This is a genomic window from Micromonospora qiuiae (genome assembly GCF_016863555.1).
In the GTDB taxonomy this organism is placed as follows: domain Bacteria; phylum Actinomycetota; class Actinomycetes; order Mycobacteriales; family Micromonosporaceae; genus Micromonospora; species Micromonospora qiuiae.
On sequence record NZ_BOPC01000075.1, the window covers coordinates 13,041 to 38,858 of the forward strand.

A 25,818-nucleotide genomic window follows, 5' to 3' on the forward strand; every position below is an offset into this window, starting at 1 on the left:
TTGGCACCTTACATCGTAAGGTAACCATACGGCGTAAGGTAAAGGGAAGATGGGGAGCCGATGAGAGCGCGGAAATCTCGCGAGCCGCTGAGCCGTGAGCGAGCCCTGGCTGCGGCGATCGCGTTGGTGGACGCGGAGGGACTGCCGGCGCTGACGATGCGTCGGCTCGCCGCCGAACTCGGCGTCGAGGCGATGTCGCTCTACTACCACCTGCCCGGCAAAGAGGGCCTGCTCGACGGCCTGGTCGAGGCCGTCATCGGCGAGATCGAGGCGGCGGCCGGCCGGGCCGAGGCGACGGCGGCCGGCGGTGACTGGCGTACGCGACTGCGGGGCCGTTTCCTCGCCGCGCGGGCGGTGATGCTGCGGCATCCCTGGGCGCCAGGGCTGCTCAGTTCCCGCCCCACCATTCCCGCCGGCGTCTACGGCTACTACGACGGGATCATCGCCACGCTGCTCGACGGCGGATTCTCGTACCGGATCGCGCACCGAGCCCTGCACGCGTTCGGCAGCCTGGCGCTCGGCTTCGCCCAGGAGGTCTTCCGTCCGGCGGCGGCGGGCGGCGCCACCGATGTCGAGGCCGCCGAGACGGAGCTGGCCGCGATGGCCGAGGCCCTGCCGCACCTGACCGCGATGGTCGCCGCCGAGGCGCACGCCGCCGAGGACCCGACGCTCGGTTGGTGCGACAGCCAGACCGAGTTCGAGTTCACCCTCGACCTGCTCTTCGACGGCCTCGAACGGGCTCGGGAATGACGGCAGCCAATTGCCGCAGCCAATCTGTCAAGTGCGTCGTCTTGAGATTGACGAAAAACCCGGGCTGCTGGTGACTCGTCCGGGCGGCATTGGTACTCGGCTAACCTGTTCCGGTGTCGATCGTGATCGTCTTCGAAACCCACTCCTGGAGTGAGGACAATGAGCGCGGCGTCGCGACCGGCTGGTCGCCCGGCCGGCTGTCGGAGCGGGGTCGGGAGCTGGCGGCGCAGCTCGGCGAGCGACGCTGCGGCGACGGCATCGACGTGGTGTTCACCTCCGACGTGCGTCGTTCGATCGAGACGGCGGAACTTGCCTTCGCCGGCAGCGGGATTCCCATCCTGCACGACTGGCGGCTGCGGGAATGCGACTACGGTGCCCTGACCGGTATTCCCTCCACCGAGTTGCACCAGGGCCGCCGGCGCTATCTCGACCAGCCCTATCCGGGCGGTGAGAGCTGGCGGCAGGCCGTGCATCGCGCCGGGCGTTTTCTCGCCGACCTACCGACTCGCTGGGACGGTTGCCGGGTCCTGGTCATCGGTCATGTGGCCACCCGCTGGGCGATGGACCATTTCCTCGACGGTGTGCCCATCGAGGAACTCATGGCGGTCGACTTCGATTGGCGCGAGGGCTGGGAATACCGGCTTCAGGCACTTCCGGCAACGGTGTCCGGTCGTCGGCACTCCCACGCTTGAGCCGACCACCAGCGCCCCGTGCTGCGTCATCGCTCGGTCAACGCGCGCAGGGTACTTTCGGGCCGCGTAGCCGTCCCGCCGCCTCTGCCGCCGATCAGTCCAGCCGGAGAGTGACGGTGCCTGATGTGCCGTCCCGATAGGTCACCTCGGCCTGCACACCGTCCCTGGACGCATTCTCGAACTCGTCGCCGGGGAACCACAGCGCGAAGCGACCGCCCGAAACCGTGGCGTTCACCGGGCCGTGCTCCGCGCTGGGATAGGTGACCCCGACCACGTCGGGGCCGGCATATCCGACGGCGGCCGACACCAAGCCGTTCGCGACGGTCCCGGTGCCGAGGTCGGTCGCGCGCAACTCGCGCGGAGCCAGCGCCCGGAAGTCGTCCGGCAGACCGATCGAGCCGATCCAGGCATTGGCGAAGAGACCGAGATTGTCGTTGGTCAGGCACATCGCCGAGAAGCCCTGCTCGCCAGCCAGAACCACCATCGTCCAGTCGCCGCGCTGCTCGGTCACGGCGGGCCGGGCGGCCGCCAACCGTCGATCAGCGTCGGGCATAACGCCTTCCTGCTGGCCGCGGCAGGACTTCGCCGCCTTGGCGGCCTCCTTCGGAGCCATCGCGGCCGGATTGGGGGTCCAACTGGCAAATGCCTGGTCGTTGCTGGGGATGAGGATGCCGACAGCGGCGGTAACCGCGATCGCGCCGCCGGCGGCGAGCAGCCAGCGGGTGCCTCGGGGCGTGGCGCCCCTGGCCCTGGCGGGTCCGGGGTGCCCGGCGGGCTGCGGATCGGTCGCGATGATCCGGGCCAGATCGGCGCGGGCGCGCGGACCCCGGGGATCGATCTCACGGTCGGCCGGGTCGAGCGTACGCAGGACACTCAGAGTGGCGTCAGGACGCTTCACGGTGTGATCCCTTCGGGGAGGCGCGTCGGCGCGGTCAAGGGTGGTGGAAGGTGACCGGCGTGGAGCCGGAGTGCCCGTCGCGCCTTGCTGAGGCGGAGCCGGAACGCGACGGGCGAGATGTTGAGCACGCGGGCCGCCTGCGGTGCGGTCAGCCCCTCGAAGACGCTCAGGGCGAGGGCTTCCTGGTGTACGTCGGAGAGCAGTTGCCAGCCACGGGCGAGATCGACCTGGTGGGCGATCATGTCCGTGTCGAGGTGAGTCGCCGCTGCCGCTGGCGTCTCCGCGAGACGGACCCGCAGGGCGAGCTGCCGGCCAGCGCCGCGGACCGTGTTGAGGATGACACCGCGTGCGATGCCGAACAGCCACGCGCGGGCATCCCCGTGCTGGTGCGGCAGGTCGTCGAGCCGACGCCAGGCAACCAGGAAGGCTTCGGCGGTCACGTCCTCGGCGTGGGTCGGATGAACCCGCCGCTGGACGAACCGGAGAAGGTCCGCGTAGGTGGCCTCGTAAAGCCCGGTGAACTGCGCTTCGCGCTCGGGCAGGTGGCGCTGCTTGCTCATGACCTGTACCTGTCCGGCATGGGGCCAAGTGTGTCTTGGCGAATCGCTGGTTGGGCAGGTCGGCGACCCTGGTCGACAGCTTGCGCAGCGAGGGCGGGCCGGAGCAGGCCGTCGAGCATTCGGCGTAGCCCGAACTCGAACCAGGTGTCGAGATCCTCGTCTGGATCGGTCTGGCTGGCTGCCGTCAGCCACGGCCGTTGTTGGAGGCGGCCGGTGCGTTCGAGCCGGAGCCGGGTAGCTGAGTGCCAGGTGCGCCAGGTGCGGTGATCGGTGTCGGCTGCGTTGCGTCGGATGAGGAGGGCCATGCCCTGGGTGTAGCCGCTGAGGACGAGGTAGGCGCGGTACGCCTCCGCGGGGTCGAATCCGGCATTGGTCAGTACCGACACGACGCGGTCGACCATGGCGAGTACGGCGGGACCGGTCGGCGGCCGGTCGCTGGCAAGAATGGTCAGAAGCCATGGGTGCCTGCGGTACATGGCCCACTCGCCTCGGACGAGGTGTTCCAACTGTGCCCGTGGATCGTCCTGCGATCCGGCGGCGCGGGATTCGTGCGCGTCGATGACGTGCTCGGCCATCCTGCTGAGCAGGTCACTGCGGTTGCGTACGTGGCGGTACAGCAGGTGGGCGGGGAGCCCGGCACGATCGGCGAGGAGCCGCATGGAGACGCTCTCGATGCCGAGGCTGTCGGCGAGCTCGATCGCTAAGGTCACCGGGTTGCGGCCGTCGTGCGCGGGCGGCGCAGCGGTCCCTTTCGACGACGTGGTCGGGCCGTGGTCACGGCGCCTGCGGTACGCGCGCGCCCCGCAGCGACGTGAGCAGTAACGGCGTGGCCGTCCCCGGCCTGTCGCTGCAGGCAGGTCGATTCCGCACTCGGCGCATTTGATGATGAGCACCCCCTCGGCCTATTTTCGTCACGCCAGATCGTGTGACGAAAATACTTTACGGCCACCGGCGGTCTTCACAAGGCTCGATGCCATGAATGTGCTCCGATCTGACTGGCCGGACCTCGGCCCTCCGGGACCGTCACTCGACAACCCCCGGACCAGCGACAACCCCCAGTCCAGCGACAACGCCCGGATCAACGTGGTGGACGCGTTGCGCGGGATGGCGCTGCTGCTCATCCTGCTGGTCAACGTGGCGTTCTTCGCCTCCGGATTCGCGTTCCACCTGGTCGACGATCCGGCGTACGGCACGCTCGACCGGCTGGTGGCAGGTGCGGTGGAGTTGCTGTTCGCGATGAAGGCGTACCTTTTGTTCTCATTTCTGTTCGGCTACAGCTTCACCCTGCAACTCGATTCGGCTGCCCGGCGTGGGGCGGCCTTCGGTCAGTCGTTCCTGCGCCGGGTGTCCGGGTTGTTCGTGCTCGGGGCGCTGCACGCGGTGCTGCTGTTCCACGGCGACATCCTCACCACGTACGCGCTGCTTGGTCTCGTGCTGCTCGCCGTTCGGCGGGTCGAGCCGCGCACCGCCCTGATCGCCGCGGCGGCCATCGTGGGCGTGGTCGCGTTCGTGTTCGGTCTGGCTGCGGTTCTCGGTGCCACGCTGGTCCCGGACGAGGCCGCCGCGCTCGCCGCTGGTGCGCGTTCGACGGAGGCCCTGCACGGCGGATTCGGTAGTGTCATCCTGGAGCACCTGCGCTCGTTGCCGGCAATGTTCGGCGGCCTTGCCGTTCAGGGGCCCTTGGCCTTCGCCGGGTTCCTCGTCGGTCTCGCCGCCGGCAAGCACCGGATGCTCGCCGCCGTGCATCTCCATCAGGACCTGCTGCGTCGATGCGAGCAGGTCGGCTATCCGATCGGCCTGGCCGGCGCCACCGTGTTCGCGGTCGGCGGCGGCACAGCGAACCTGACCGGCCTGATGGTCAGCATCGTCACCGCGCCGTTCCTCGCGGCGGCCTACGCCGCGACCCTGCTGCGTCTGTTCACCCGGCGGTCGCGCGTCGCGGACGCGTTGGCGCCTGCGGGACGTATGGCGCTGACGAACTATCTCGGCCAGTCGCTCGTCTGCCTGCTCGTGTTCACCGGCGTCGGGCTGGGCCTGGTCGGCCGTACCTCCCCGGCGCAGACGCTGCTCATCGTGTTGGCGATCTTCGGTGTGCAGGTGGCGGCCAGCTGGTGGTGGATGCGGCGGTTCCGGTACGGCCCCGCCGAATGGGCGTTGCGCGCGTGGACGCACCGGAACCGGCCCGCCATGCGGCGATAGGCGCATCCGTTTGATGGTGTCGAGGACGTCGCGTGCGGCGTTGGCCACTGCGCAGTCGGGTGTGTGGCAGATCGGGCAGGTGGCGTCGGCGTCGGGCTGGTGGTCGCGGAGGGTCCAGCGGGCGGTGAGGGCGAGTCGGTTGAGAATCTGGGCCAGGGACAGGAACGGTGCGGTCATGCCCTGGACACCCCGAGCGTGGCGGCGAGTTGGATGATCGCCGCTGGGGCGTGTGGGCTTCGGGTCAGCTGGGCGAGCAGGCCGGCGGCGGCGCGTTCATCGCCGTGCCGGGCCGCCGCGAGCGCGGCCTGCACCAGCAGCGTGCCGCACAGCGACAGGTGCGGCGGCGGGCCGCCGTCGAAATCCAGCACAGCGATCCGGTACGCCGCGCCCCGCATCGTCGACACCGCCACGCGGGTCTGGCCGGTGGCGCGCAGCACCTGCCCGAGCTGCACCGCCGCTGCTGCCACCAGCACCACATCCCCGGTCGCCACGCTCATCGCCCGGTCGGCGGCCAACCACGCCAGCTCACCTTCACCGAGTTTCACCAGCAGCGACGCGGTCACCCGCTGCGACATCCGCCGCCGCACCCGCCAGTACGCCACCCGCCGACCAATCGGCAACAGCCCCTCACTCACGACGCCACCGCCGGTCCGGCACCGCCCGGGTCGTCTCCTCCACCGGTATTCGCTCCGCCTCAGCCTGCGCGAGTATCCGCCGCTTGGCCGCCTCCCGTTCGGCGGCTTCGATCTGCTCACCCCTGCTGGGCTTATCGGCGTCGTTCTGGCCGTTCATCCCCACCTCCGATGGCAGGGGCGCGGCGGCTGACTCGGGCCATGAACCGTTACTGCCGCGCCCCGACTACAGGCGGGTCTGTGGTCTTGCGACTTGTTTGTGCTTTGCCCGCCTCTCGTCCACAGCATGTGGTGAACGGGAGGTGACAGAAAGCTAGCGGCTGTCCGCTGGCCGCGCGTAGTGTCCGCTATCGAACGTAGGCCGGTGGGCCTCGTACACCTCGCGCAGCGTTACGGCGTTTGCCGTGCCGGTCAATTCGACCCGGCGCAGCACCTCCCGCGCCCGCCACCAGTTCGACGACACCACCCGGCCCGAACGAACCGCGTCGGCGGCGACCGCGATCGCCTCGTCCGGCTGGTCAACGGCCACCAGTGCCATGGCGAGATCCAGACGCGCGGAAGCGGAACGCCGTGGCCGCTCACCGCCGTCACCACGCGGGTCCAACTCAGCCAAGGCGGCCCGAGCGACCTGCTCGGCCGCCGGATCGCCCGCCCACGACAGCGTCGTCGCCGTGTACGCCAACGCCTTTGTCGGGTCGTACCGGTAGTGGTGCTCAGCCCGCTCCGGCACCGGCAGGTTCGCCGTCAACCGCTCCAGCCGATCCAGCGCGTCACGCGTCCGCCGAACATCCGCCAGCCGCGCCCACACCCGCGCCTCCTGAGCGACCGCCTGGATGTGCGCCGAACTACTCCGGGGAGCCAATCGCTGAGCCTGCTGCGAAAGGTCGACAGCCCGCCGGTAGTCGCCCCGAGTAAGCCAGTCCCACGCCTGTGTTTCCAGGCACCACGCCTGGATCTCCGGATGCTCACCATGCTCGGCGAGCGCCATGGCAGCGCTCAGGTGCGTGCCCGCTGCGGACCCTTGCAGGAGATCGATGTGCACCGTCGCACGCAGCACCGTCAACCAGCCAGCGGCAACGACGAGGCGCCGCCGCTGCGCCAACGTGCCACGCCCGTCGAGCAGCCGCCCCACATAGGCCAACTGCCGCCGTACCATCGGCAGCAGGTCAACGGGCCGCGTGGTCGCGTATGCACTCGCCAGATCGTCCACACTCGCTTCGATCCGAGCGAGCGTTTCGGCGCTCACATCGCTGGCCCACACCCGGGCCAGCAACTCGCCAGCCTCCGCATCGTGGTCTACGGGCTGGTCAACCAGACAGGCGAGTGTCCCGCCCGCTCGCAGCACCTCATCAAGGTGTCGAGCCGTCTCGGGTGTAGGGGCCTTCGCGCCGGTCTCCAGATCGTGCAAGTGGCTCTTGCCTCGATGGGCAATCTGACCCAGCGCCCGCAGGGACAACCCATGCCTGGTCCGAAGCGCGCGAAGTTGGGCACCGAAGCGCGGATCGGCGTGCGACACGACGACGCTCCCAGGTAGCAGGCTGGACGAACCCAAACCTGGCCGGTGGAACACTGTAACGGACAGTACACCGAGCGATCACTCTGCCGCGACGCGCGCCCCTGCCGATCGAGGGCCAACCCCAGTCTCGCCCCGCGATGGCTCAGCTACTTCGACGATACCTGTCAGCCAAGTTCGGCCGCTGCCTCAACACACGATCGGCGGCGCTGATCCGCTGCCGCACGATCAGAGCATCCAGACCAGGCAGAACGGGTGGCCGTCCGGGTCCGCGTACACCCGCCAGTTCTCCCCGTCGCCGGGCAGCCGGGTCGCGCCGAGATCGAGCACCCGAGGCTCGGACGCGTCGATGTCTTCGACCAGGATGTCCAGGTGCAGTTGCTGCGGGTGGGCCGGATCCGGCCATCGCGGCGGGTTGTAGTCGGCCACCGGCTGGAAGAGGATCGCGCCCATCGGGGCCGGCTCCTCGGTGCAGATCCAGGCCAGCTTGTCCTGTAGGTATTTCACCTTGTATCCGAGCAGGGCCGCGTAGAACGCCGACAGCGGTTCGCCGTCGGGGCAGTCGATGGTGACCGCGGACGTCGTGATGGGCTCGGTCTGCTCGTAGGCGCACAGGCAGAAGGGGTGCCCGGCCGGGTCGACCATCACGTTCCAGTTGCTACCGCTGCCAACCTTTCGCGCGCCAAGCTTCTCGGCCTCAGCCGTGGCCGCAGCCAGGTCGGCCACCCGGAAATCCATGTGCATCTGCTGCGGGTGCCCCTGGTCGGGCCACTGCGGCGCAACATGATCGGGCGCGGCCTGGAACCCGAGCCGCCAACCGTCACCGGTGAGGGCCGTCACCCACTCGTCGTCGGCGTACTGCTCCTCGCCGCCGGTCAGGGCGACGTAGAACCGGGCCAACCCCCGATGATCACGCGCGTCGAAAACCACGGTCTTCAGTTGAAAACTGCCAGCACCTGCCATACCGAGTGATCCTGCCACCGGCCACCGACACAAACGGCCGGCCTACGCTGCGTGGCGCCGCTGGTTGATCCAGTTGCCGACGCCGCCGAGTCATAGCTGCTGACGGCGTTCGAGTTGTCGTGGCGTGCCCGTGTCAGCTTCCAGCGGGACGTGCGGTGGTCGTCTCCGTCGGCCAGAAGGGCCACTCCTCGAATGAGTTGCAGCGTCCGTCCTCGGCGAAACGCATGATCCACAGGTCGCGGTACTCCTGGTCGACTGGGTCGCCGTACCGGACCTCCACCCGCGCCACCGCAGTGTCGCCCTCGACCGCGACGATTTCAGCGGTCATCTGAAACACCTCGCCGGGGCCTTCCCGCTCGTCTTCCCACATTCGGGCTATGGCTGGCAGGCCAATTACCGGTTCCCGGTAAGGCCCCTGCAGATAGCTCGCCTGCTCGGTAAAGATCTTGGCGAGGGCCTCGGTCCCCGGCGTCCGCCACGCATGCTCGTATGCCGTGAGCCAGTCAGTCACCTGCTTCCTGTCCATGAGCGCCAGCTTGCCATTCGACCGAGGGTTCAACGGCGATTTCCGGTCAGGCCGCGGGCAAGGATTTCCGCGCAAAACACCAGCTGTAGCGCCTCCCGGCCCATGGCAGGGCCGGGAGGCGAATTGGATTGGTGAAGACCGACGACCGGAAGTCCGGCGCGGGTCTGCCGATTGTCGAGGGGCTATTCGACGATGCGGGTCTGCGGGCTGTCGCCGGGCAGGCCGCCCGTGTCGGTCTCGAATTGCGGTACCGGCGTGCTGGCCAGCGTGGTCCCGTCGGCGGCGAATGCGGTGACCGTCGCGGGTTCGCTCGGCGGAACTTCGGTGGTGCCGTAGCCGGATGCGTCAAGGGTGACCGGGATGGGGGCACCGCCATCGATGGTGATCGCGACGGTGGCCGCGTTGGACGGAGCCACCACCATGACTTGGTTCGTCCGCGTCTCCAGGCCTTCGGCGTGCATCCGCCACGCGATCGGGCGCTGGTCAGCCCCGTCGGCGGGCAACAGCAGCCGCAGATCTTTCTGCAAGCGGGTTGTATCGCCGTGCATGACGTAGGCGAGGACGCCGCCTCCCTCGGGTTGGATCATGAACAGTGCGGCCGGTTGTCCGTTGACGGTGCCGGACCAGTGCAGCCGGAGCGCGACGTCCCGCGCGGACAGGCGGCTGTCGCTCAACGCGTGGTTCACGAATCGCGCCAGGATTGCCCGGTCCAGTGCAGGTCCTCTGGCATTGCGGGCGGCTGCGGCGAGCATGGCGTCGGTCGCCTCCGGGCTGGCGTGGAGGTTCGGATCTGGAGTCCAACCGCCGTGGACCGGCCCTTCATACGTGAGCTTGCCGTTACTGGTGACGCGGGTGGTGACCACTGGATAGTCGGGGCTGGCGGGCACCGACGCGACGCCAACTCCGTCGTTGACCGCGGTGGCGAGCTGACGGTGCTGCACAGTGCCTTCGGGGGAGTAGGTGTAGCCACTGCTGATGGCGATTGTAGACCCCGGTGGCCCGATGACGACCGCGGTACCGCCGTTCGTCGCGTCACCCGTCATCCTCGTCCAGACCGGGATGTCGACGTGATCGTTTGCAACCTCGATCATGTCGCCAGGGCTGGCGCCGGGCGGACCCTCGAAAAGGATCAGGTTCCAGGTGGTGATGAGTCCGAGACGCAGCGGAACAAGGACCAGGGCGAGACGGTTTCCCGGCACCTCGTCGGCATAAACGACCCGGATCGCGTCCCGATTGACAACCTTCCACAGCCCGTCGGGATCCGGGCGGTCCGTTACCTGCCTTCGCACACCGCTCAGCCATTCCTCGTCGGCGGCCAGGCTGCCCCGAGTAGGTCCATGGGCCAGAGTCGACGACGGTGCGGCGACGGCGATACCAGGGACCCAGCCCGGGAGAGGAATCACGTTCGTCTGTATCCCGACGACGGCGGCCAGGAACCCGGCGACCACCCCGACACGTACGCGGCGTGCTCGACGGTGAGCCGCGTTGCGCTCAGCGAATCGCGGCCACGGATTCGCAGGCGGGGTCAGCATGTCGGCCTCCTCGGCGAGGACGTCGCGCAGGGCCGGCTCAACTTCTCTGGTCATGCTGCCTCTGCCTTCAGCTTCGGAGTCGATACGAGGATTGGCTTGAACTGGGCCCGCAACCGGGCCAGACCACGTGATGCCTGACTCTTGACCGCCCCTGTCGAGCAGCCGAGAACACGCGCGATATCGGCTTCGCTCAGATCCTCGAAATAGCGCAGGACGAGGATCGCCCGGGTCTTCGGGGGAAGCCGCCGAGGCGCTGTGAGCAGCTGATGCCGCGTCTCCGCCTGGGTATGGAGGTCAGGCGTCGACGTGCTGTCAGTCTCCAGGAGCGGTACCTCCACCACTCGGCGGCGCCGACGCCACGAGATCGCGGTATTGACCATCGCGCGACGTACGTAGACCTCGGGAGCATCTTTGCGCAGGATGCGCCCCCAACGCCGGTAGGTCTTCTCCAACGCCGACTGCACCAGGTCCTCGGCGATGCCGCGGTCACCGGTCAACAGGAACGCTGTCCGGAGCAACGGTGCCCACTGCTCCCTCACAAACAAGCGAAACCGCTCGTCGTCCTCACGTTCCATGTCGCCCACCCCACGACATCCCACAGGCACTTTTTCTCATGGCAGGTAAGACACGACCCAGCGCCGAAAGGTTGAGCATGATCACGGACCGTCACATCCTCGAACCGCTCTGTTGCTCAGCCCTTAGGGCCGGGCCCCACCGGCCGGCCTCCATGCGAGTACCGCTCTTTCGTGCTCAGGCCGGCGAACCGATGCTCCCGCTCTTGGTGGTTGCGCGGCAGTCCAAGGAGGGGGCCGTGGGCCTCCGCGGTCCCCTCCTCGCAGCGGGCGCCGTCGGCCGCCGATGTCAGGCGGTGGCGCCACCATCGATCACGTGATCGTGGCCGACGACGTAGCTGGACTCCTCCGAGGCCAGCCAGAGAACGGCGTTGGCAATCTCCTGGGGGTCGGCGACGCGGCCCAGCGGCACGGTCGGGCCGAGGCGGGCGTCACGCTGCTCGCGGGTCTCGCCTGAGAGGTAGGACATCGGCGTGTCGATCGGCCCGGGGCTGATGGAGTTGATGCGTACGCCTTGATTGATGTACTCAAGCGCGGCGGTACGGGTCAGGAAGCTGACCCCCGCTTTGGACGTCGAGTAGGCGCTCATGCCGGCCAGCCGCCAGTGGGCGCCCAGGTTGGAGGCGGTGTTGACGATGATGCCGCCGCCGTTGGCCGCCATATGCGCGGTCTCGTACTTGAGGGCGAGGAAGACGCCCGTAAGATTGACCGCGAGGACCTTGTTCCACACGTCCTCGTCGTGCTCGCCGACCGGCGTGCCGCCGCCCAGAATGCCGGCGTTGTTGAACGCGATGTGCAGTCCACCGTGGCGGGAGACCACGGTGTCGACCATCGCCTTGACGCTTTCGGAGCTGGTGACGTCGACGATGATGCCGGACGCCTTTCCACCTTCAGCATCGATCATCTTAACGGTTTCGTGCACGGCGCCCTCGTTGAGATCGGCGACGGCGACGGCCGCGCCCTCCCTCGCGAACGACAGGGCGGCGGTACGGCCCAGCACGCCGCCAGCGCCGGTGACGAGGACGGTCTTGTCGGTGAAGCGGTTCATTTCGGTGACTCCTTAAGAAGGACTACTTCATGCGGTAGGCCAGGATGGCGACGACGGCGAGTGCGGCCCCCGTCGCGGCCAGGGACGATGCGTCGCTGCCAAGCGTGAGCAGGACTGCGAAGAGGACAGTCGGCCCGACTTCCATCGCCGTGTTCAGCACACCGCCCGCGAGCCCGATCTGCTGCCGCCGCACACCTTCGACGGAGAGCACGGCGGCACCCGCGAAGGAGGCGGCGGCGCCGGCCGGCAACAGCACGAGACCCGGCAGCAATCCGTACGCGTACGGGATGTACGGATCGAGCCCGGTTAGTGCGAGAAGGGCGAGCCCGGCAGCTCCCATACTGAGCCCGGCAACCATGGTGGTCTGGACGCCGTACCGGTCGATGAGCGGTTTTGCCAACCAGCCCGAGGCGACCAGCACGATGGCGAAGGGCACGAAGGCGGCCGAGACCTGCAGCGGTGACCAATCGCGAGCCTGCTGGAGGTGGAGCGAGAGGACCACGAACGCCATCGCGGTCCCGCAAGCGCTCGTTGCGGTAGCCGTGAGGGCGAGGGCCCGTCGCCGGTCGAGCAGGAACCCGGGCGGCAGCAGCGGATCGCGGGTGTGCTCCTCGGCGCACATGAACGCGACAAGCAGCGCAGCTCCGGCGAGCAGCGGTACGAGAACACCGGCCGACAACCAGGGGCGGGCCGCGGTGACGACGAGCCCGTAACTGGTGAGGGTGATCCCGGCGGTGGCGAGCAGAGCGCCCGACAGGTCGAGAGACCTGCCCCGACTCGGTGCGGTTTCCGGCAGCAGTCGGGGTGCAAGGACGAGGGCCGCGACCGCGACCGCGAGCGGTACGGCGAAGACCCAGCGCCAGGACAACAGCGCCGAAATGACGCCGGAGAGCAGATTGCCTGCGGTCGCACCGAGTATCGACAGCCCGCCCCAGGTGGCCAGCGCCCGACCGTACGCGGTGGGCGCGGGGAAGACGGCGCGTAGCACGGCCATGGCGGCCGGCGCGACGAGAGCCGCACCCGCGCCCTGCGCGAAGCGCACCGCGAGCAGTGCCCCGATGCCGGGGGCGAGCGGGGCCACAGCCGAGGCGGTGCCGAAGATGGCGAGGCCTGCGGTGAGTGTGTGGCGCCCGCCATAGCGGTCGGCGAGGCGTCCGCCGAAGAGCAACAGCCCGGCGAAGGCCAGTCCGTAGGCCGCGCTGAGCAGGATCAAGTCGGCGCGCTCCAGGTCGAACTCGCGTCCGATGCGGGGTAGCGGCACGAGGATCGCGGTGAGCGTGAAGATCAGTGTCGTTTGAACACTGCCGAGGAGGAGGAAGGCGGATCGATGCCGCACTTTGGTGGCGCGGGCAACGTACGTGGCGGCCACGGCCCCTCCTTTTCTTGACCGATCGGTCCATTATTTGGGCATGCGGAAGTGAACCCGATCAGTTGAGTGAGCGTGGTTCAGTCCAGCAGCGCTAGCGCCTGCTCGGCCGCGTCCTGCACTCGGGCGGGATCGTTCGACGCCTTGCCGACGATCCGTAAACCCTGCAGCAGGACGAACAGCATGCGGGCCAGTGCGCGCGGATCATGATCCTCGGACAGCTCGCCCTGAGCCTGTGCTCGCACAAGGGCGGAGTGCAGCAGGGTCTCGACATGCTCCCAGCTCATCTCCACCCGCCAGGCGGCAGCGGCATCGTGCGGAGCCAGCTCGGCTGCGGTATTGGTGATGAAGCAACCAATGGCGCGCTTCTCCGCAGAGGCGGCCTCGGCGGCAAATCGACGCACCATCGCCCGCACCGCAGGCAGTGCGGGGCCCGGCTGAGCCAGCTCGGCCAAGAGGGGTGGGTTTCGCATCTCGGTGTAACGGTCCATGGCCTTCAGATACAGCTCGTGCTTGCTGCCGAAGGTCGCGTAGATGCTGGCACGGCCGATCCCGAGGTGCTCGACGAGGTCTGCCATCGAGGTCGCCTCGTAGCCGCGCCGCCAGAACAGCTCCAGGGCCGACTGCAGCGCGGCATCCGGATCGAATTCCTTGGTCCTGGCCATGCTGCAGACGATAGACCTATCCAGAACGATCGGTCAAATATGGTTATGCGGCAGGTCGACAGCCAGTGGCCGTCCGTCCGGATCCAACGGCGCCGTCCCCGGGGCGTCACCGGCGGCGGACTGCCCGCCGGTCCGCGGTGACGGCGGGATGACGCGGCCTTCGACAGGGTCGCAGCACGCGCCGTCGAAGGAGAACACATGATCAGGACGATGGTCCGGCTGCGGGCCCGCCCCGGCTGCGAACCGGCCGTGGCGTCTGCCTGGCACACGGCCCGCGCGGCGATCGGTGAGCTGCCCGGCAACCTGCTGCGGGACCTGCTCGTCGACGCCATCGAACCGCGCTCCTTCGTCGTCGTGACCGAGTGGACCGACGAGGCCGTCCTGCACGACTACGAGCAGGGGCCGATCGCCGCGCGGTTCGCCGAGGCCGTCCGGCCGCTGTGCGAACCACCCGCTGCCGGCGACCGCCGGGTGATGCGCGACGTGCCCGGTGGCGGCTCGACCGTCTTCGTGGACGTCGAGCTGACCGTGCCGGCGGCCCGGCGCGCCGAGTTCGACCACGGCTATCCGCAGGTGCTGGACCGGATGGCCGGTGTGCCCGGCTACCTGCGGGAGGAGCTGCTGCGCGAGCCGGACTCGGACACCTTCCACATTTTCGCCGAGTGGACCGGCGCCGCCGAGTTCCACCGCTGGATCGCCAACCCGGCCCACGCCCGGGAGGAGGCCGGACCGATCGCTGCGTTCCTGCTCCGGATCCGCCGCCGCCTGTTCCACGGCGTGGCGGCTTCCGCCAGCGTGGCCATCCCCGACCGTGGCCGCACACCGAGCAAGGAGAGCGACGTGCACACGACAACGGACGTACTCATCGTCGGGGCGGGGCCCACCGGGCTGACCGCCGCCATCGAGCTGGCCCGGCGCGGCATCGACTGCCGGCTGGTGGAGAAGCGGGCCACCCCGCCCGCGCACGCCGACAAGGCGATCGGGGTGCACTGCCGCACCATGGAGCTCTGGGAGGAGCAAGGCGTCGTGCGCGAGGCAATGGACGCCGGGATCTGGCTGACCGGCAACATGGTCTTCGTCAACGGCCACGAGACGCACCGGATGAGCTGGGAACTGCCCGAACTGCCGTACGCGCACCTCGGGCTGCCCCAGTACGAGACCGAGCGGATCCTCACCGAACGCCTCGCCACCCTCGGCGTACGCCCCCGCCGGGGCGTCGCGTTGGCCGCCTTCATCCAGGACGACGACGGCGTCACCGCCGCCCTCGACACCCCCGCAGGCGAGGAGACGGTACGCGCGAAGTACCTGCTCGGCTGCGACGGCGCGCACAGCACCGTCCGCGAATTGCTCGGGCTCACCTTCACCGGTGGACTGGGCATGTTCCCGCAGCTGTTCATGCTCGGCGACGTCGACTTGGACTGGGACATGCCCGACGGGCACCTGCTGCGGTTCATGCACGAGACCGACGGCCGGATGGACGGCATGCTGGTCTGCGTGCCGCTGCGCGGCGAGTCCCGCTACCGGATCGCCACCCTGGCACCGCCGAGGTTCTTCGCCCAGACCGGCGGCCAGGACGCCCCGCCCGGCTTCAGCGAGGAACTGGCCGAGCCGACCCTCGCCGACGTGCAGGCCGCCATTGACCGGCTGGCCCCGCCCGGCACCCGGGCGTCGAACCTGCGCTGGTCGTCGGTGTTCCGAATCAGCCACGGCATCGTCGACCGCTACCGCGACGGCCGGGTCTTCGTGGCCGGCGACGCGGCCCACCTGCACCCGCCGGCCGGCGGGCAGGGCATGAACACCGGCATCCAGGACGCCTGGAACCTCGCCTGGAAGGTGGCCCTGGCGGTGCGCGGGAAGGCCGCGCCGGGGCTGCTGGACAGCTACGAGACCGAACGGCACCCGGAGGGCGAGGAGATCGTCGGCCGGGCGGTGCGGATGGCGTTCACCGACGAGCTGGACCGCGAGGACCTGAAGCGGCAGTTCCTCCAGGAGATGTCGATGCTGCTCAGCTACGCCGACAGCCCACTGGTCGGCGAGACCGTCACCGACCCCGACGCGCTGCGGGCCGGCCCGCGCCCCGGCGACCGGGCACCGGACGTCGGCGGCCTGCACCGCCGCGGCGTCGGCCACCCGCTGCGGCTGCGCGACCTCACCCGCGGCACCCGGCACACCCTCCTGCTGTACGCGGACGGCTCGGCCGACGAGGCGGCGGTCGCCGCAGTGGAGAAAATCTGTGCCGACCTGCCGGCCCTGGCGGCGGGGGAGCTCGACGCGTACCTGCTGCTCGACCCGGACGCCCCGCAGCCGCGACTGCTCGCCCCGCCGGTGCTGCGCGACGCAGCCGGGGAGTTCCGTGCCCGGTACGGCGTCACCGGCACCGCCCTGTACCTGATCCGCCCCGACGGGCACGTGGGCTTCCGCAGCCAGCCGATCGACGCCGACGGGCTGCGCAAGAACCTGCACCTGGTCTTCGGTGGTGCGAAGTGAGCACCGTGCGCACGGTGCTGGCGATGCGGACCCGGCCCGGGTGCGAGGAACGGTTCGAGGCCGAGTGGCTCGCGGCGGCGGAGAAAATCGGCGCGCTGGACGGCTGCCTGCGCCAGGACCTGGTCCGCGACGCCGACGACCCGCGCAGCTACCTGATCATCAGCGACTGGGCCGACCGTGAGCGGCTGGACGCCTTCGGCCGCAGCGCCCAGCGCGACGAGCTGCTGCGGGTGATCCGTGACCTGCGCGAGTCCGCGCAACGCCACACCTACCAGGTGCTGCACAGCATGCGCGGCGAGCCGCAGGAGGACCGATGAACGAGTGCCCGATCCCCGCGTCCGAGCTCTACACCGACGAGTTCGCCGCCGACCCGTACCCGACGTTCGCCCGGCTGCGCGCCGAGCAGCCGGTCTGCCCGGTCAGTTCGCCGCGCTTCGACTCGTACCTGATCAGCCGCTTCGATGACGCCCGCACCGCGCTCGCCGACCCCCGGCTCTCCAAGGACCTGTACGGCCCGCAGGAGCACTACCTGCGCATCTTCGGCCCGAACTCGGCGGGCCTGAACAAGAACATGCTCAACGCCGACCCACCGGAGCACACCCGGCTGCGCCGACTGGTGTCCCAGGCGTTCACGCCGCGCCGGATCGAGGCGATGCGCCCCCGGGTCGAGCAGACCGTGAACGACCTGCTCGACAAGATCGTGCCGCACGGCGAGGCCGAGCTGATGCGCGACTTCGCCATCCCGCTGCCGATGCTGGTGATCTCGGACCTGCTCGGGATACCGGCGACCGACCACGACCGGGTGCTCGACTGGACCCAGGTGATCCGGACCTCCGGGTCGTCGCGCCGCAGCCCCGAGCAGGAACGGGCGGCCGTGCAGGAGGCCCAGGCGTGGCTGCACCGGTATCTCACCGAACTGGTGCAGGCGAAGCGGGCCAACCCCGCCGATGACCTGATCAGCGCGCTGATCTCCGCCTGCGAGCAGGAGGGGACGCTCTCCGAGCCGGAAGTGGTCACCACCACCTTCCTGCTGCTGTTCGCCGGCCACCAGACCACCGCCGACTTCATCGGCAACGCGGTGGTGGCGCTGCTGACCCACCCCGACCAGCTCGACCTGCTGCTGCGTCAGCCGGCGCTGCTGCCCTCGGCCATCGAGGAGCTGCTGCGCTTCGACGGCCCGCTGCCGGTGGCCAGCCCTCGCATCGTCAGCGAGGACGTCGAGTACCAGGGGGTCCGCATCCCGCGCGGATCGATCGTCGGCGTGGTGCTCAACGCGGCCAACCACGACCCGGAACACTTCGCCGACCCGGACCTGCTGGACCTGCGCCGGGTCCGCGGCCCGCACCTCGGGTTCGGCCACGGCGTCCACTACTGCCTGGGCGTCTCGCTGGCCCGGATGGAGGCGCAGATCGGCATCGGGGCGTTGCTGCGCCGCCTGCCGGGGCTGCGGCTCGGGGTGCCGGTCGGCGAGCTGCGCCGGCTGCCGGCCGCGTCGCCGTTCCGGGGGCTGCTGGAACTACCCGTCCGGTTCGCCGCGTGACGGCGACCCCGCGTCCACAACCGAGCCCACTCACCCAAGGAGTCCCAGTCATGACCTTCCGCAACGTGATCGTCTGCCGGATGGTGCCCGGCGAGGAGAGCGAACGCGTCGTCGCCGACACCTTCGGCTACTACGACCGCACCACCCGCCCGCAGGATCTCGGCGTCATCGGCCGGACCCTGCTGTCCTTCCACGACCTCTACATCCACGTCATCGATCGGGTCGCCGACCCCGCGGTGACCGGGCAGACCCGTGGGCTGCCCGCCTTCCAGCAGATCGCCGAGGCCATCGCCCCGTACGTGACGCCGTACCCGAGGTACTGGAAGAACCCGTCCGACTCGGTGGCGAAGCAGTTCTACCACTGGGCGCCGGCCGAACCGCCGGCCGGGACGACGACCGGCCCGAACCGGACCATCATCGTCGCCCGGATCAAGCCCGGCGCCGAACCGGACGTGGCGCGCATCTTCGGCGAGTCCGACGCCGGTGAGCTACCGGCGCGCCTCGGCGTGACCGGCCGCTGGCTGTACTCGATCGACGACGTCTACCTGCACGTGCTAGAGCAGACCGACGCCTCTTTCGCCGCCGTCCGGGAGAACCACGACACCCCGGCCTTCGCCAAGATCATGGAGGATCTCAGCCCGTACATCAGCGCGTACAGTCCCGACACCTGGCGCGGCCCGGAGGACGCCGTGGCCAAGGAGTTCTACCGCTGGCGCGCCGAGGACTGAACGGCGCGCCCGCCGTCTCGGCGCGCCCGCCGTTCCGGCGGAATGGCGGTTACCCGCCCAGCCAGATGCCGCCATTCCGCCGAAACGGAGTCGACCTGCCCGATGCCGCCGTCGTGCTCTGCCCACACACCGGGCATCGGCCCTCCTGCCGCGCCTGGTCGCGGAGGGTGCGCCGGGCGGCGAGGGTCTGCCGGTTGCGGATCTGCGCGAGCGACAGAAACGGCGCGGCCACCCGTCACACCAGCCCGAGGCTGAGGGCCAGCTCACCGATGGCCACCGGGGCCTTCGGATCACGGGCGATCTCAACGAGCACGTCCCGGCCCGCCGGCTGGAGGAGCCTGCGGGCCGCACGGACCTGCCGGGCGTTCTCGCCTCGGCGGCGCGGCTCATGTCGAGCCAGAAGTACACCTGCTCACCCAGCGTCTCCGGCCGTCATGGTTCCTCTTTGGCTGACGAAATTTCACGGCGTCTTGTGTCCCGTGCGCGCCCCGGGTGATCGCCGGCCTCATGCCGTCGTCACCCGGCATGGCGCTCGTTCCCCCGCCTGACCGGCAGCATTTCCAACGGCGGCTGCCGTACGAATCACAGTGCCGCACTTGCAAGTCTCGATTACTGCTCCCGCCGGTGCGTTGTTCTGGCAGGCTGAAACGCATGCCGACGCTCTGTCTGGCGCTGGAGCCCGCCGTATACGACCCACCGGCTCTGGCGTGGAGTTCAGCCGTCGGATGACCACAGGCAGGGGGATCGCGCTGTTGCGCGACCCGGCGGGGCCGCAACAGGTCACTGCCCTGGAGCTCTTTTTCGATCTGGTCTTCGTATTCGCGTTGTTCCAGGTTTCCGGTCGGCTGGCCGGGGCCTTCCATGGCGCGGGGCAGCTGCCCTCGGTCGGTTACACCGTGTTGCTGCTGCTCGCGCTTTGGATGGTCTGGTCGCTCACCGCATGGACGACCACGATCTTCGATCCATGGCGGCTGCCGGTCCAGCTTGTGGTTGCCGGGACCATGTTCGGCAGCATGGTGATGGCGGTGAGGTTACCCGCGACGAGCGAACGCGGGGTGCTCTTCGCCTCAGCGTACGTCGCCATCCAGGTCGGCCGGCCGATCTTCCTCGTGCTGGCCATCCGCTGCCACGAGCAGCGAGTTGGCGCAGTCCGCTCGATCTTCTGGTCGTTGCTGTCGGCCGCACCGTGGCTGGTCGGCGCATTCGCCCGCAACGAGTTGCGCGGGGTGCTCTGGGCGGTAGCGATCGTGATCGACTACCTGGGGTTCGCGCTCCGTTGGCCAACGCCGGCACTCGGCCGCAGCCGCCAACTAGAAGGCTCCTTCGCCAGCGAGCACCTGGCCGAGCGCTACCAGCAGTTCCTGATCATCGCGCTCGGTGAGTCGATCCTGGTGATCGGGCGGACCTTCAGCGCTTCCCTCGCCACGGCTCCGTCGACCGCGTTCATCCTGGCCTTCGTCAGCACCGCATTGTTGTGGCGGATCTACTTTCATCGGGCCGGTTATCTGCTGGCCGAAGCCATCACAGCCGCTCCGCAGCCGGTCCGACTCGCCACCTCGGCCGGCAATACCCACCTGATCATGGTGGCCGGCATCATCGCCACCGCGGTCGGCCACGAACTCGTCATCGCCCACCCATTCGGCACGTTGGAGGCCACCTGGATAGCGGTCATCTTCGGCGGGCCCGCCCTGTTCCTGGCCGGGCGTAGCCGCTTCGAGTACGAGGTGTTCGGCCGGGTCTCCGGCTCTCGGCTGATCGGGCTCCTCGCGTTGATCGTTCTGGCTCCCGTGATGGTCCTGGTGCCCCCGTTGGCGGCGGCCTCGGCCGCGACCGCTGTACTGGCCGGGATCGCCGGAACCGACGCGGTCCGGGCCCGTCAGCGTCCGCAGGAGCCACCCTCGCCGCCGGCGCTGGCGGAACCCTGACCCGGCTCGGCGTCGGGTCAGGACGGCCGACGTCACCCTGCCGCTGCCGGACATCTGCACCGTGACGCTCGGCGCGAACCGGTCTTCTCGTGGAGTTCGACGGCAAGCTCCGGCCTGCCGATGATCGTTTGACCCTTGACTCCCAGATACCAGTCATCCTTGACGTCGCCAGTTACGAGAATGACGAATTTTTTGCTTGCGGGCTGCTTCCGCAGGCGGTGGTCGGTTCACGTTTCGACGACGCGCCGATTCCACACAGGATCTGCGCAGACACACGGACCCGAGGTTGAAGACAAAGCGAAGTGAAAATCAATCCGGCGTGCGTTTTGCGGGTCGCCGACCGCCCGGATTCTGGATAGTCCAGGACGTATGGACACATCGGTGTATTTCGAGCCAGGCGTGGTCATGGTCCTTGGAGTCGACCGGTCAGGGATCGTATGCTTGACCCTTGGTAGCAATCGTCGGAATCGTTGGAGGATCGATGCCCCCTCCCGCTATCCCTGATCAACCGGCCAGGGACCAAACCAGCGCGGGTCAAGCCACCGGAGGTGACCCAGCCAGCTGGCGGAATTGGGGGGTGGTTGTCACTCTTGTTACCGGCCTCGTCACTTGCGTGGGCACCGTGATAGCGGCGGCTGTGCCGGAATTGATCGACTTCTGGCGCGACGGATCAGCCAGCTCCCAGCAGGCGCCAGCGCCACCGTCCGCCACGGCGTCCCCGATGGTCGCCACGCCATCGCCCACTGCCCGGAAGAATTCAGAGCTTTCCTGGAAACTCGTCGGCACCGGGCTTTACATATCTCCGGGTGGCACCAACCTCGAATTCTGGCTCGAAGATTCGGGGCTTGGGCTCATCGATCGTCCCGCAGTGGTCAAGGAACTTGACCGCGGCCACGATTTCATGATGGAGAAAGTGCAGGGCCAGGAGTTCATACTCAAGCCGAACGCACCGTTCCCTGACGACCGCGCAGCTCAAGCGGGCGCGCTGGCCCATATGGAAGGTTTACCCAACCCCGACGAGTGCGCGGAGGCGGTGACAGAGCGTTCCCAGCCCGGCATTCCTGTAACCATCGGCGGCCACTACTGCATACGATCCAGCGCCGACTACATTTACCTGTTGGCCGTGCAAAGCAGGACTCCTGAAGGCGACGGACTCGTTGTCGATCTTCAGGTTGCCGTGAACGGTCCTCGCGTCTTTCGACCGGCGGGGGTCGGGTAACCGAGCAGCCTCTCCTGAGTGCCCTACTCAAGGTCTTGGCCGACCTCCGGTATGACGTGAGGTGCTTGCCCAACATCGCTGCTGTGCCCTCGGCCGCTGCTGCTGGGAACTCCCGGCAAACGCGCGTCACCCACCTGCGGATCGTGCAAAGTTCACGGTCCGCACGGCCACCTCCAGGGCAGGTACAGAAACTCGTCCCACGGGCGGCCTTGCTGCCCACCCCTGGCCGAGCGGCCCTTCATCGCTGCACGGCACGGTTGCTGCACTTCTCGGATTGCGCCGTGTTCCGGCAGCTCGCAGACCTCCTGCGAGAACGGATCATGTCTGGCGACCTCGCGCGTCCAACGCTTCGCGCCGCCTGCCGGGACTGCCAGCTTGGGAATCGCGTTGATCTGCACCGTGGGTAGCCGTACCTGGCAGGCGAGCACGTAGCGTCCAGCTTGCCGAAGCCGGAGTGCCGCTGCGCGCCGGTGTTGATCCCTGCATCGGGCACGGGTCGGGCACGGCGACTGCTTCGGTGTGAAAGCATGATCAGTCGTTGATGAGCTGGGCAAGTAGCCGGGGTGAGCTGCCGGAACAGCCACCATCGTCCATGGGCGTCCGGCGTCGGCCGCCCCGGTCGTCACCCAGTTGGTCAGAGCCCCGGCGTCCTGGAGTCGTTGCGCCCCCGCCGGAGGCGCAGTGACCGCGTCCTGGCTACCGGCGCGGCTCGCCACGCGGATCCGGCGTGCCCTTCCCTGCGCCGCACGATCAGGGTTGAACTTGCCTGCGGCTGCGAGGCCGGCCGGTCGATTGTTGCGACACCGTGAGGTTGATCAGTTCCCCGAGTGGGGGCCCTCGGTGAACGCGGTGGCGTGGTCCGTGGCCCACTGACGGAACGTTCGCGGTGGCGTTCCGAGAATGTCGGGCACCGTGGACGTGACGTATGCCGATTGTCCCATCGTGGCGTTCCATGCGGCGAGGAGCATGTCCACTGCCGGGCGCGAGGCTTGCGGAGCCCGGCGCCGGAAGTCGTCGGGCGCCAGTTCCTCGAACGTGATCGGGCGGCCCAGGACGTCACCGATGATGCTTACCTGTTCAGCCTGACTGAGTGACTCGGGGCCGGTCAGGACGTAGTCGCCGCCGGCGTGTCCGTCCTCGCACAGCGTCCGCGCGACGACCGCGGCCACGTCGCGATCGTCGACGGGGGCCGTCTCGGCCGCGCCGTACGGCCACCGGACCACGCCGCCGCCACGGATCGTATCTGCCCACCAGAGCAGGGCGTTCGACGCGAACATCCCCGGCCGGATGATCGTCGAGTCCATTCCGCTGGCCGCGATGAGCCGCTCGATCTCAGCGTGCAGCGCCGCCATCGGGTTCGGTTGCTGGAAGAACGGATGCGGGGTCCGATGTGGTGCGGAGAGGTAGACAACCCGCTGCGCGTGGGTGGCCAGTCGATCGACGACGGGCGCCGCGGTTTGCGGCGGGGCGGTCCAGACCAAGAAGACTGTGCTGACGGCGCGCAGCGCGGCGTCGAGCGATCCGGGCACGGTGAGATCACCGCTGACGATCTCCACGTTGGTGGGCAGCGCCGCCGCCGCCTCCGAGCGGCGCACGAGGGCGCGGACCGGCATGCCCGCGTCGGTCAGCACCTCGATCACGGCCCGTCCGATCCGGCCGGTCGCTCCAGTGACGAGCACCGGAGGTCCTCCTGCGGGCGTCAAGGCAGCCTCGCCAGCGTCAATGCAGTACTGCGGGTTTCGGATTCTTCCATGAACCAATGAAATCATTACCGAGTTACAAATGCAACCGAGTAACGAATGTTACCCTGGACCGGTGATCGAGCCGGTCGGGCTGCGGGCCCGCAAGAAGAGGCGAACCCGGGATGCGATTGCTGATGCGGCGATCTCGATGTTCCTGGCGCGGGGGTTCGACCAGGTTTCGGTGTCCGACATCGCCGCGACGGCCGAGGTGTCGAAACCGACCTTGTTCCGCTACTTCCCGACCAAGGAAGACCTGATCCTGCACCGCTTCGCCGACCACAGCGGTGAGGCCGCCCGCGTGGTGCGCGACCGCCGGCCTGATATCGCGCCGATCACGGCGCTGCACCGACACTTCCGGGCCGGTCTCGATCGCTTCGAGCCGGTTACCGGCCTCAACGATCACCCCGAGGTGGTGGCGTACCACCGGCTGGTGTTCACCACACCGAGTCTGGCGGGGCGGCTCATGCAGTACATGCTCGACGACGAGGACGCCCTGGCCGCCGTCCTCGGCCCGAGTATCGGGGCCCGACTGCAAGCCGCCCAGGTGATCGCGCTTCAACGCGTACTGGCCCGGGCCAACTGGCAGAAGATCGTCGAGGGGAGAACCGCACACGACGTGCAACCCGAGGCGATCGCCGATGCAGACCAGGCGTTCACCCAGATGCGCCACGGCATGGGCGGATCCTGACCCACTGCGAGGTAGCTCACTGCGAGGGTGCACTGCGCCCACGCCGCGGGTCTGTCAATTTAACGGCCCTGTCTCACATTCGGTGGTGACGGAGGGTGGCCGGTGTCTCTTCGACGAGATCAAGGCCCTCGGCTTCACCGGCTGCCTCAACCTGCTGCACAAGTACATCAACCAAGGCGCGGCAGCTCGCAGACTCCTGCGAGAACGGATCACATTTGGCGACCTTGCGCCTGGGGCTCCGCTACCCAGCGAACTGCGGCTGGTTCAGGAACACGGGTTGAGCCGTACGAGTGTCCGACAGGCGATAGCGCTACTCAGTTCGGAGGGACTCGTGGTCGTGGAACCGCCGCGCGGCACGTTCGTCCGCGCCGTCGAGCCGACCGAGACAGTCACTCTTCTCAAGGGCGACACCGCCACGGCGCGGATGCCCACACCGGCCGAGCGCCGCGAGTTGGAGATGGGCGAAGGCGTCCCGGTTATCGTGATCTTCCGCGCTGACGGCTCGCGCGAGCTGTATGCCGCCGACCGCATCCGGGTCGGCAGATAGCAACGACCGGCGTGACCTCTCGCTTGTAGTTTTGGGCGCAACGTCCGCGCCGGTTCGCGTGTGTCTCTGGCCTCGGGCGGCGATCCGTCACTGTCCGGCTGAACCCCTTCTCGTCCGACCCGGGGCGCCCCACAAATCCGGGTGGAGATAGTGATTGCGAGCACCAGCCTTCAAGACCGCGCGAAGCGTGGCAAAGTGCTCCGTTTCCGGCGGTAGGTCCAGGCGGTTTAGCAGCGTGAGCGCCGCCGCTGGTTCGAGGTCGCCGTAGAAGTCGTGGTAGCTGGTCAGCAAGCCCTTGAATAGCGCTGGGTGCAACTCGGTTACGGCGGCGACGGCCTCATAGACATCGTGTTTGTAGGCCCAGCGTACGGGCGCCGACGACGCGAGAATTCGGGCTGCCCTGCGGTGCAGCGGGCCGGTGGCCAGCGCGCTCAGGCCCAATCCAGCCCGTAGGTAGCGCACGTCGTCGCCGAGCAGCGCTGCGAACGCCACGCCCGCGGTGTCTTGATCTTCGAACCAGTCAACCCATAGTGAGTACTGCAGCTGCTCGCTTGCGTCGGGGGCTTCCAGGCGCTGCCGGTAACCAGCCCAAAAGGCTTCGCTGACCCCCGCGTCGGCCTGGTCAGCGATGAAATGACGGAGCTCGACGGTCACCCAGTATTCGTCCAGTAGGTCGAGAAGCCCAAGACCTAATCGGAGCCGCTCCCCCGGGGCTAAGCGGTCCTCGTCCAGTACGGCGGCCGCCCACTCGTGGGCAAGACCGCTGTCGCTGTGCTCCAGGTCACCCGACGGCAGGCTCTGCCGCCATCGCCCGGGCCCTAACGGTGTGACGCCCTGCTCCGCGAGCCAGCGCAGCGCCTCGTTCGCCTCTGGTGTGTGCACGCAAACAGCATGGACGATGCCGTCTACCCGCTGCCCCTTCACCGGATCCCAGTTCGCCGCCGGCCTTCCGATGCACCGATGGTCGTAGGGTGGTCCTCCTTAGAGCGGTCGGCAATAGGCGAGGTGGTCTGGTGATGCTGTCCC

At 68.6% G+C, this 25,818-nt stretch carries 26 protein-coding genes; 11 read left to right on the top strand and 15 right to left on the bottom strand.

Annotated features, from left to right (window positions below; genetic code table 11):
• The first annotated feature begins 60 nt into the window (after nucleotides 1-60).
• Together Vqi01_RS23485 and Vqi01_RS23490 are read left to right on the top strand one after the other, a co-directional pair.
• Nucleotides 61-750, top strand: a complete 690-nt coding sequence (locus Vqi01_RS23485) for a TetR/AcrR family transcriptional regulator C-terminal domain-containing protein (protein WP_204037010.1) — start codon at nucleotides 61-63, stop codon at nucleotides 748-750.
• Nucleotides 751-863: 113 nt separating this feature from the next.
• Nucleotides 864-1,442, top strand: coding sequence for a histidine phosphatase family protein (locus Vqi01_RS23490; RefSeq protein ID WP_204037011.1), 579 nt, complete (start codon nucleotides 864-866; stop codon nucleotides 1,440-1,442).
• A 94-nt stretch (nucleotides 1,443-1,536) separates the two neighbouring features.
• On the opposite strand, the gene Vqi01_RS23495 is transcribed toward Vqi01_RS23490, so the two are convergent.
• Genes Vqi01_RS23495 through Vqi01_RS23505 form a run of 3 tightly spaced genes read right to left on the bottom strand, consistent with a single transcriptional unit; the run spans nucleotide 1,537 to nucleotide 3,610 of the window.
• Entirely contained in the window at nucleotides 1,537-2,340 is an 804-nt protein-coding gene (locus Vqi01_RS23495; RefSeq protein ID WP_204037012.1) for a hypothetical protein, read from the bottom strand.
• Nucleotides 2,337-2,900: an RNA polymerase sigma factor gene (locus Vqi01_RS23500; protein WP_204037013.1), complete on the bottom strand. Its 564-nt coding sequence runs from the start codon at nucleotides 2,898-2,900 to the stop codon at nucleotides 2,337-2,339. Before Vqi01_RS23500 ends, Vqi01_RS23495 begins: the two co-directional genes overlap by 4 nt.
• Nucleotides 2,897-3,610 carry a TetR/AcrR family transcriptional regulator gene (locus tag Vqi01_RS23505; RefSeq protein ID WP_204037014.1) on the bottom strand — a complete coding sequence of 238 codons (714 nt, stop codon included), beginning with the start codon at nucleotides 3,608-3,610 and terminating at the stop codon, nucleotides 2,897-2,899. The genes Vqi01_RS23500 and Vqi01_RS23505 overlap by 4 nt, the downstream gene beginning before the upstream one ends.
• A 265-nt stretch (nucleotides 3,611-3,875) precedes the next feature.
• Between Vqi01_RS23505 and Vqi01_RS23510 the strand changes: the two genes are divergently transcribed.
• The gene (locus Vqi01_RS23510) at nucleotides 3,876-5,099 is read left to right on the top strand and encodes a DUF418 domain-containing protein (protein ID WP_204037015.1); all 1,224 of its coding nucleotides are present in this window, start codon (nucleotides 3,876-3,878) and stop codon (nucleotides 5,097-5,099) included.
• Between the two features lie 173 nt (nucleotides 5,100-5,272).
• On the opposite strand, the gene Vqi01_RS23515 is transcribed toward Vqi01_RS23510, so the two are convergent.
• The 10 genes from Vqi01_RS23515 to Vqi01_RS23560 all read right to left on the bottom strand — a co-directional run bounded on the left by Vqi01_RS23515 (nucleotide 5,273) and on the right by Vqi01_RS23560 (nucleotide 13,916).
• Nucleotides 5,273-5,734 carry a hypothetical protein gene (locus tag Vqi01_RS23515; protein ID WP_204037016.1) on the bottom strand — a complete coding sequence of 154 codons (462 nt, stop codon included), beginning with the start codon at nucleotides 5,732-5,734 and terminating at the stop codon, nucleotides 5,273-5,275.
• Entirely contained in the window at nucleotides 5,727-5,891 is a 165-nt protein-coding gene (locus Vqi01_RS23520) for a hypothetical protein (RefSeq protein WP_204037017.1), read from the bottom strand. The genes Vqi01_RS23515 and Vqi01_RS23520 overlap by 8 nt, the downstream gene beginning before the upstream one ends.
• 153 nt (nucleotides 5,892-6,044) lie before the next feature.
• On the bottom strand, nucleotides 6,045-7,247 hold the full coding sequence (locus tag Vqi01_RS23525; RefSeq protein WP_239098609.1) for a helix-turn-helix domain-containing protein: 1,203 nt from the start codon (nucleotides 7,245-7,247) through the stop codon (nucleotides 6,045-6,047).
• Between the two features lie 225 nt (nucleotides 7,248-7,472).
• On the bottom strand, nucleotides 7,473-8,207 hold the full coding sequence (locus tag Vqi01_RS23530) for a VOC family protein (RefSeq protein ID WP_204037018.1): 735 nt from the start codon (nucleotides 8,205-8,207) through the stop codon (nucleotides 7,473-7,475).
• Between the two features lie 133 nt (nucleotides 8,208-8,340).
• The gene (locus Vqi01_RS23535; protein ID WP_204037019.1) at nucleotides 8,341-8,733 is read right to left on the bottom strand and encodes a YybH family protein; all 393 of its coding nucleotides are present in this window, start codon (nucleotides 8,731-8,733) and stop codon (nucleotides 8,341-8,343) included.
• A gap of 182 nt (nucleotides 8,734-8,915) precedes the next feature.
• On the bottom strand, nucleotides 8,916-10,265 hold the full coding sequence (locus Vqi01_RS23540; protein ID WP_204037020.1) for a hypothetical protein: 1,350 nt from the start codon (nucleotides 10,263-10,265) through the stop codon (nucleotides 8,916-8,918).
• A gap of 50 nt (nucleotides 10,266-10,315) precedes the next feature.
• Nucleotides 10,316-10,840, bottom strand: a complete 525-nt coding sequence (locus Vqi01_RS23545; protein WP_204037021.1) for a SigE family RNA polymerase sigma factor — start codon at nucleotides 10,838-10,840, stop codon at nucleotides 10,316-10,318.
• Nucleotides 10,841-11,126: 286 nt separating this feature from the next.
• A complete protein-coding gene (locus Vqi01_RS23550) occupies nucleotides 11,127-11,885 on the bottom strand; it encodes an SDR family NAD(P)-dependent oxidoreductase (RefSeq protein ID WP_204037022.1) in 759 nt (252 codons plus the stop codon).
• Between the two features lie 22 nt (nucleotides 11,886-11,907).
• Entirely contained in the window at nucleotides 11,908-13,254 is a 1,347-nt protein-coding gene (locus Vqi01_RS23555; RefSeq protein WP_204037023.1) for an MFS transporter, read from the bottom strand.
• 77 nt (nucleotides 13,255-13,331) lie between these two features.
• Nucleotides 13,332-13,916, bottom strand: coding sequence for a TetR/AcrR family transcriptional regulator (locus Vqi01_RS23560; protein ID WP_204037024.1), 585 nt, complete (start codon nucleotides 13,914-13,916; stop codon nucleotides 13,332-13,334).
• Between the two features lie 198 nt (nucleotides 13,917-14,114).
• Between Vqi01_RS23560 and Vqi01_RS23565 the strand changes: the two genes are divergently transcribed.
• From Vqi01_RS23565 to Vqi01_RS23590, 6 genes are all read left to right on the top strand, one after another.
• Nucleotides 14,115-16,403 carry an FAD-dependent oxidoreductase gene (locus Vqi01_RS23565; protein WP_204037025.1) on the top strand — a complete coding sequence of 763 codons (2,289 nt, stop codon included), beginning with the start codon at nucleotides 14,115-14,117 and terminating at the stop codon, nucleotides 16,401-16,403.
• Nucleotides 16,400-16,720, top strand: a complete 321-nt coding sequence (locus tag Vqi01_RS23570; protein WP_204037026.1) for a putative quinol monooxygenase — start codon at nucleotides 16,400-16,402, stop codon at nucleotides 16,718-16,720. Before Vqi01_RS23565 ends, Vqi01_RS23570 begins: the two co-directional genes overlap by 4 nt.
• Nucleotides 16,717-17,943: a cytochrome P450 family protein gene (locus tag Vqi01_RS23575; protein WP_204037027.1), complete on the top strand. Its 1,227-nt coding sequence runs from the start codon at nucleotides 16,717-16,719 to the stop codon at nucleotides 17,941-17,943. The genes Vqi01_RS23570 and Vqi01_RS23575 overlap by 4 nt, the downstream gene beginning before the upstream one ends.
• 50 nt (nucleotides 17,944-17,993) lie before the next feature.
• Nucleotides 17,994-18,671 (top strand): TcmI family type II polyketide cyclase, encoded by a 678-nt coding sequence (locus Vqi01_RS23580; RefSeq protein ID WP_204037028.1) that lies wholly within the window; start codon nucleotides 17,994-17,996, stop codon nucleotides 18,669-18,671.
• 725 nt (nucleotides 18,672-19,396) lie between these two features.
• On the top strand, nucleotides 19,397-20,596 hold the full coding sequence (locus tag Vqi01_RS23585) for a low temperature requirement protein A (RefSeq protein WP_204037029.1): 1,200 nt from the start codon (nucleotides 19,397-19,399) through the stop codon (nucleotides 20,594-20,596).
• A 613-nt stretch (nucleotides 20,597-21,209) separates the two neighbouring features.
• Entirely contained in the window at nucleotides 21,210-21,815 is a 606-nt protein-coding gene (locus Vqi01_RS23590) for a hypothetical protein (RefSeq protein ID WP_204037030.1), read from the top strand.
• Nucleotides 21,816-22,630: 815 nt separating this feature from the next.
• Here the strand turns inward: Vqi01_RS23590 and Vqi01_RS23595 are convergent.
• Complete coding sequence (locus Vqi01_RS23595) at nucleotides 22,631-23,494, bottom strand: NAD(P)H-binding protein (RefSeq protein WP_239098610.1); 864 nt, start codon at nucleotides 23,492-23,494, stop codon at nucleotides 22,631-22,633.
• A gap of 136 nt (nucleotides 23,495-23,630) precedes the next feature.
• Here Vqi01_RS23595 and Vqi01_RS23600 point away from each other — a divergent pair, with 136 nt between their 5' ends.
• On the top strand, nucleotides 23,631-24,245 hold the full coding sequence (locus tag Vqi01_RS23600; protein WP_239098611.1) for a TetR/AcrR family transcriptional regulator: 615 nt from the start codon (nucleotides 23,631-23,633) through the stop codon (nucleotides 24,243-24,245).
• Between the two features lie 85 nt (nucleotides 24,246-24,330).
• Nucleotides 24,331-24,792 (top strand): GntR family transcriptional regulator, encoded by a 462-nt coding sequence (locus Vqi01_RS23605; RefSeq protein WP_372444418.1) that lies wholly within the window; start codon nucleotides 24,331-24,333, stop codon nucleotides 24,790-24,792.
• A gap of 87 nt (nucleotides 24,793-24,879) precedes the next feature.
• Here the strand turns inward: Vqi01_RS23605 and Vqi01_RS23610 are convergent, their stop codons facing one another.
• Nucleotides 24,880-25,674 carry a hypothetical protein gene (locus Vqi01_RS23610; protein ID WP_204037033.1) on the bottom strand — a complete coding sequence of 265 codons (795 nt, stop codon included), beginning with the start codon at nucleotides 25,672-25,674 and terminating at the stop codon, nucleotides 24,880-24,882.
• Nucleotides 25,675-25,818: the final 144 nt, after the last annotated feature.